Origin of the sequence: Pseudochrobactrum sp. AO18b (assembly GCF_000409565.1) — a bacterium.
GTDB lineage: Bacteria > Pseudomonadota > Alphaproteobacteria > Rhizobiales > Rhizobiaceae > Pseudochrobactrum > Pseudochrobactrum saccharolyticum.
On record NZ_ANNO01000272.1, the window covers coordinates 1 to 5,582 of the forward strand.

Annotated in this window: 5 protein-coding genes; all 5 read right to left on the reverse strand. The window is 52.4% G+C overall.

Annotation, left to right across the window (positions count from 1 at the left end; genetic code table 11):
- A partial coding sequence (locus tag A918_RS0111395) for a phosphoribosylaminoimidazolesuccinocarboxamide synthase (protein ID WP_022711193.1) occupies positions 1-706 on the reverse strand: 706 nt, incomplete at its 3' end.
- Between the two features lie 180 nt (positions 707-886).
- A complete protein-coding gene (guaA, locus tag A918_RS0111400) occupies positions 887-2,452 on the reverse strand; it encodes a glutamine-hydrolyzing GMP synthase (RefSeq protein WP_022711194.1) in 1,566 nt (521 codons plus the stop codon).
- A gap of 79 nt (positions 2,453-2,531) precedes the next feature.
- Positions 2,532-3,248 (reverse strand): 5'-methylthioadenosine/S-adenosylhomocysteine nucleosidase, encoded by a 717-nt coding sequence (locus tag A918_RS20235; protein ID WP_083646896.1) that lies wholly within the window; start codon positions 3,246-3,248, stop codon positions 2,532-2,534.
- 214 nt (positions 3,249-3,462) lie between these two features.
- Positions 3,463-3,918, reverse strand: a complete 456-nt coding sequence (locus tag A918_RS0111410) for a PaaI family thioesterase (RefSeq protein WP_022711196.1) — start codon at positions 3,916-3,918, stop codon at positions 3,463-3,465.
- A gap of 262 nt (positions 3,919-4,180) precedes the next feature.
- Complete coding sequence (locus A918_RS0111415) at positions 4,181-5,473, reverse strand: RsmB/NOP family class I SAM-dependent RNA methyltransferase (RefSeq protein ID WP_028233695.1); 1,293 nt, start codon at positions 5,471-5,473, stop codon at positions 4,181-4,183.
- Between the last annotated feature and the right edge of the window lie 109 nt (positions 5,474-5,582).

The window sequence follows — 5,582 nt, forward strand, 5'->3', positions numbered from 1 at the left end:
CGATCAGCTTTTCATACACTTTGCCGTGTTCAAGCACTTTGCCTGTTTCATCCATAACACGCATGGCATCAGCGGAAATCTCATCGATAACCACGACTTCACCGTCGATCAGGCCGATTTCAATCTTCATATCGATCAGCGTCAGACCCAAACCACGCAGATCAGCTTCTACAATACGGCACACATTACGGGTAATGTCCTTAGCCTTTGCAAGATGGTCAGGGCTTAAAAGGCCGAGCGCAACGATGGTGTCATCATTGATAAGCGGATCGCCGCGTTCATCGTCTTTCACAGTAATTTCAACGAGATAGTCAAATTTCTGTTCGGTATTACGAATATATTGCTGATAACGGCGAATGAAACTGCCCCAAGGACGGGTGCGGCAAACAAATTCAAAGCCGCCGGTGCCGTTAATATCCTTGCCCAAAGGCTCAGCACGGCGAACTTCCATCGTGCCCTTTTCAAGATCAAGATTGACCGAGTGTGTAGGCACGCCAGCAGCATGCAGACGCTTGAAGAAATAATCCGTCATGCCAAGAGATTTGCGCCCCTTGCCTTCAACCTGACCAATAACGGTATTTGCACCCGGATCAATCACACCATCCGAGCCGGTTACATCATCCTTGAACACCAGAAGAATGTTGCCGTTCTCCAAGGCGTAGAGGTCTTTGGTCTTGCCGGAGTAAATCTTTTCGCTGCTGTTCATTCGTTTGCCCGCTCAGGTTATGCGCTGATCATACCCAAAGCGGTTTACGTTCATGTTGGATCGCAATGCTCGCTCTGGATTCTTTAGTTTGTCGCATTATCCCTACGTCAAATTGGATCAACTTGACTGTGAAATGCTCCAGAAAAAAACAATGCGCCGATTGGCGCATTGTTCTTCAACTTATTCCCACTCAATGGTGCCCGGAGGCTTCGAGGTAATATCATAGACCACGCGGTTAATACCGCGTACTTCATTGATAATACGGGTCGCTGCCTTGGCAAGGAAGTCCATATCATAGTGGTAGAAATCAGCTGTCATACCGTCAACCGATGTTACCGCACGCAGAGCACAAACGAATTCGTATGTGCGGCCGTCGCCCATAACACCAACGGTCTGAACCGGCAGCAACACCGCGAAAGCCTGCCAGATCTTGTCATAAAGACCGGCTTTGCGGATTTCGTCCAGATAGACTGCATCAGCTTCACGAAGGATTTCCAGCTTCTCACGGGTGATACCGCCCGGGCAACGAATTGCCAGACCAGGCCCCGGGAACGGATGGCGACCGATGAAACTGTCCGGCAGACCGAGTTCCTTACCGAGAACGCGCACTTCATCCTTGAAGAGTTCACGCAGCGGTTCCACGAGCAGCATATTCATGCGCTCAGGCAGACCACCGACATTGTGATGCGACTTGATCGTCACCGAAGGACCTCCGGTGAAAGACACGCTTTCGATCACGTCAGGATAGAGGGTACCCTGTGCAAGGAAGTCTGCACCACCGAGTTTAGCCGCTTCTTCTTCGAAAACTTCGATGAACAGACGGCCAATGGTCTTGCGCTTCACTTCCGGATCAGTTTCACCTTCCAGAGCGGAGATGAAACGATCCTGTGCATTCACCAGAACCAGCGGCATGTTGTAATGTTCTTTGAACATTGCAACAACCTGTGCCGCTTCATCCTTACGCATCAGGCCGTGATCAACCAGAATACAGGTCAGCTGATCGCCAACCGCTTCATGGATGAGCAGCGCTGCAACGGAAGAGTCCACGCCGCCTGAAAGCGCGCAGATAACCTTGCCTTTGCCAACCTGTTTGCGGATAGCTTCAACAGCCTGTTCGCGATAGGCGGACATTGTCCAGTCCGGCTTGATGCCAGCAATATTATGGACGAAATTCTGCAGGAGTTTCGCGCCGTCCGGTGTGTGCACCACTTCCGGATGGAACTGCACCGCAAAATATTTGCGTTTTTCATCGGCAATGGCTGCAAATGGTGCATTCGGCGATGTGCCGACAACTTTGAAGCCTTCCGGCAGCGCTGTTACACGATCACCGTGGCTCATCCAAACCTGATGGCGGGTGCCTTTGGCCCAGATGCCGGAAAACAGCGCGCTGTCCTCGTTGACTTCGAGGAATGCACGACCGAATTCACGGTCATGGCCGCTCTCGACCTTGCCGCCCAGCTGTTCGCACATGGTCTGCTGACCGTAGCAAATGCCCATAACCGGAATACCGGCTTCAAACACTGCCTGTGGTGCGCGCGGACTACCGATATCGGTGGTCGAATGCGGACTGCCGGACAAGATCACAGCTTTCGGATTGATGCGCTTGAACGCTTCATCTGCCAGCTGGAACGGCACGATTTCGGAATAGACTCCGGCCTCGCGCACACGCCGCGCTATCAGCTGCGTGACCTGACTGCCAAAGTCAATGATAAGGATAGTATCGGGATGGGTGCTCATGGGCAGCATCTAGAGAATTATGTTGATTGTTGCAAGCTGGAATCGAAACCCGCGACAATATATTAGGGTACAAACAGTGGAGATAAGATCAGTCGCCGGATTTTACCGTCAGCGGCACTGTACGCTCAAGATCAGCCTTGTAAAGACCCGGATCAGGATGGCCGGTTGTTTTAACCAATGTGCTCTGCAACATTGCCGCTTCCAGCAAGCGCACGGCCTGTGCCAGTTTTTCATCAATGATGTGCAGATAACGTGTCCAGTCAGACACCTGCTTCACCGCTTCATCACCATCGGAAATACCGCGCAAACCGATAAGCGGCACAGCAAAACGCTGGCAGGTGCGCAGGATCGCAAAGCTCTCCATATCCACCATATCCGCATCAATATCATTATAGGCAGAACCGGTGACGATATTTGCACCTGTAGACAAGGACGCGCTGGCAATACCCGGAATATGATATGGCAACGGAATAATGATTGGGAAATCAGCCGATGGTGTCTGGCCTTTGGCATAGCCGAGAGCCGAGGCATCCATATCGCGGTAGCCGACATTGACCGCCTGATAAATCTCGGTCTGTACCAGCTTTGCCGAACCGGCAGACCCAAGCGACACCACCAGATCAGGCAATGCGCCACGCATGGAAAGATCGGCCAGAACCGCAGACACCACGACAGCCGCTTCAACAGGGCCGATACCGGTAATCAGCGGCTTGAACATAGCCTGCAAATGCGGGCCGTATTCTGAAGGGGACGCCATAACAAACAGAACTTTTTTGCCGCCGAAATCATGCACATATTGCAGCATCGACATCGCATCTTCTGAAGCACCCTGTACCGGCGCGGACATAATCTTGGTCATTCTAACACCTGAGGCCGTCAATACAGATGATTGCGGCACACCCTTTTATTCGGACTTGCGCGGAGCTTTGGGATAAATCCGCACGAGGTTCAAATCAAAAAGCTGTTTACAGAAGCGCTTCCGTAAACAGCACACTCAGGACAGGTGTTCAGAGGATAACCTAGTCCTGCAAATCTTCACGATCTTTCACCACCATCAGCGTCGCTGTCATGGTGGCTACCAATTTTACTTCAGTCTCACCGACGGCAAATGCCTGACCGTCGCTGACCATAATCGTACGTCCCTGCTTGGTTACATTCCCGCGGAACAGAAAATGGTCGCCTTTACCGGGCGCCAGCAGATTGACCTTGAATTCGATGGTCAGCACTGCGGCATCCGCCGGCATCATTGTCAGCGCCGAATAGGCACAGACCGCATCGAGAGCCGTAGACACAATTCCCGCATGCAAAAACCCATGCTGCTGGGTCAGATCGGCACGAAACGGCAGCTCCACTTCAACCACACCCGGTTCACAGCGCGTGAGTTGTGCGCCAATCAGCTTCATCGCCGCCTGACGTGCAAAACTCTTCTCAACCCGTTCTTTGAAATCCGGTTCTGCTATTCTCGGTACTGCCATAATATCCCTCAGTCTTATACACTGAATGTCAGTTTTATGGCATCTCCATAACAGTCTTCAGAACCTATTCCAACCACCGGTTCGTACAAAGCATGTCCATATACGACCGAAAACAGGATATATCCTTATAGACATATATTTATATCGGATACTGCTATTCAAGCCCAGCTAATAGCGCAAACAGAAAAAAATACCAGCTTTAATGGAGAAAAAGCCCGTATTTTTTCAATATTACGATCCGGATAAGAATAATACCCGATACTCAGGCAGGCTGATTTTGCAAAACAGCAATATAGAAGCCGTCTGTATCCGTGGAAAGCGGCGAGAACACGGCACCGAAATCTGGATAATGCGGCTGTGCCTGATCGGTGATGCCGCTCCACAACTCGGCCATCGGCAGCGCCCTGTAATCGGAGTTTTCCGAGAGAAAACGGGCGACTTGCTGGTTATTCTCTGAAGCAAACAGCGAACAGGTCACATAGACCAGACGACCACCCGGCTTCACATAATGTTTGGCTGCTTCCAGCACTTGCATCTGGTCAGCAACGCGGCGCTCAAGCTGCACATCGGTCAGGCGCCATTTTGCATCCGGACGGCGACGCCATGTGCCGGAACCGGTGCATGGCGCATCGGTCAGCACAATATCCATCTGCCCTTTATAAGGCTCCAGATTTTCCGGCCGGTTATGTACCTGTGTATTACGCACACCGGCGCGGCTCAGACGATCATGGATCGGATTAAGGCGCGAGCGCTCGGCATCATAGGCATGGATCTGCCCTTTATTCTGCATGGCTGCGGCCAGAGCCAGCGTCTTGCCACCGGCACCGGCGCAATAATCCATCACCTGCTGGCCAGGTTGTGCGCCAACCAGCTTGGCTGCGAACTGCGACCCCAGATCCTGCACCTCATACCAGCCATCGAGAAAAGCCTGCTCGGTCTGTACATTCGGATGACGGCCAAGCGCACGCAAAGGCGGAATACGAACCGCTTCAGGCAGAAAAGGTGCAGCTTCTGCACCGGCATTTTTCAGACCTTCCAGCACGGTCAGCACCTTGTCGCGATTGGTTTTCAGCGTATTGACCCGCAAATCAACCGGCGGACGCGTGGCAAGTTCAGCAGCCTGTGCAACCCAGTTCTCACCAAACAAGGCTGAAAATTCCGGCACCCAGCTCTCAGCAATATCCGCACGGATATAATCCGGAGCATCTGCCAGATCACAGCCTTCCCAAGCCTGCAAGCGCTCCGCTTCAAGCGGTGCCGGTGCAAATTTATCACCGGCCAGATTAGCTTCCAGCCATTCGCCGCCCATATCCTGATCGCTCAGGACAGAGGCATAAACCAGTGCGCGGGCATCCTGCGCATCCATCCGCCAGCCGAGAGAAAGTTTACGGCGCAAAACATCATAGACAAGATTACCGATCACGGCACGGTCGCCGGCACCAGCAAAACGGTGCGCTGCGCCCCAGTCTTTCAGCGCATCGGAAGCAGCACGGCTCTGGCGTTCAATATCTTCCAGCACTTCTATCGCTGCCTGCAACCGTCCGCCCAAACGCATCTTTACCGCTTTCCTGTCTGTATCTTGCTCATCTGTTCTCACCGCATAGCTTAAAATACGCCAAAGTGAAACGACCTGAACAAAAGAAAAAGCCGGAGCATCACTGCTC

Coding starts and splice junctions, on each gene's coding strand:
- guaA (WP_022711194.1), bottom strand. CDS start 2,452: ATGCTGCCCATGAGCACCCATCCCGATACTATCCTTATCATTGACTTT.
- A918_RS20235 (WP_083646896.1), bottom strand. CDS start 3,248: ATGCTGCAATATGTGCATGATTTCGGCGGCAAAAAAGTTCTGTTTGTT.
- A918_RS0111410 (WP_022711196.1), bottom strand. CDS start 3,918: ATGGCAGTACCGAGAATAGCAGAACCGGATTTCAAAGAACGGGTTGAG.
- A918_RS0111415 (WP_028233695.1), bottom strand. CDS start 5,473: ATGCGTTTGGGCGGACGGTTGCAGGCAGCGATAGAAGTGCTGGAAGAT.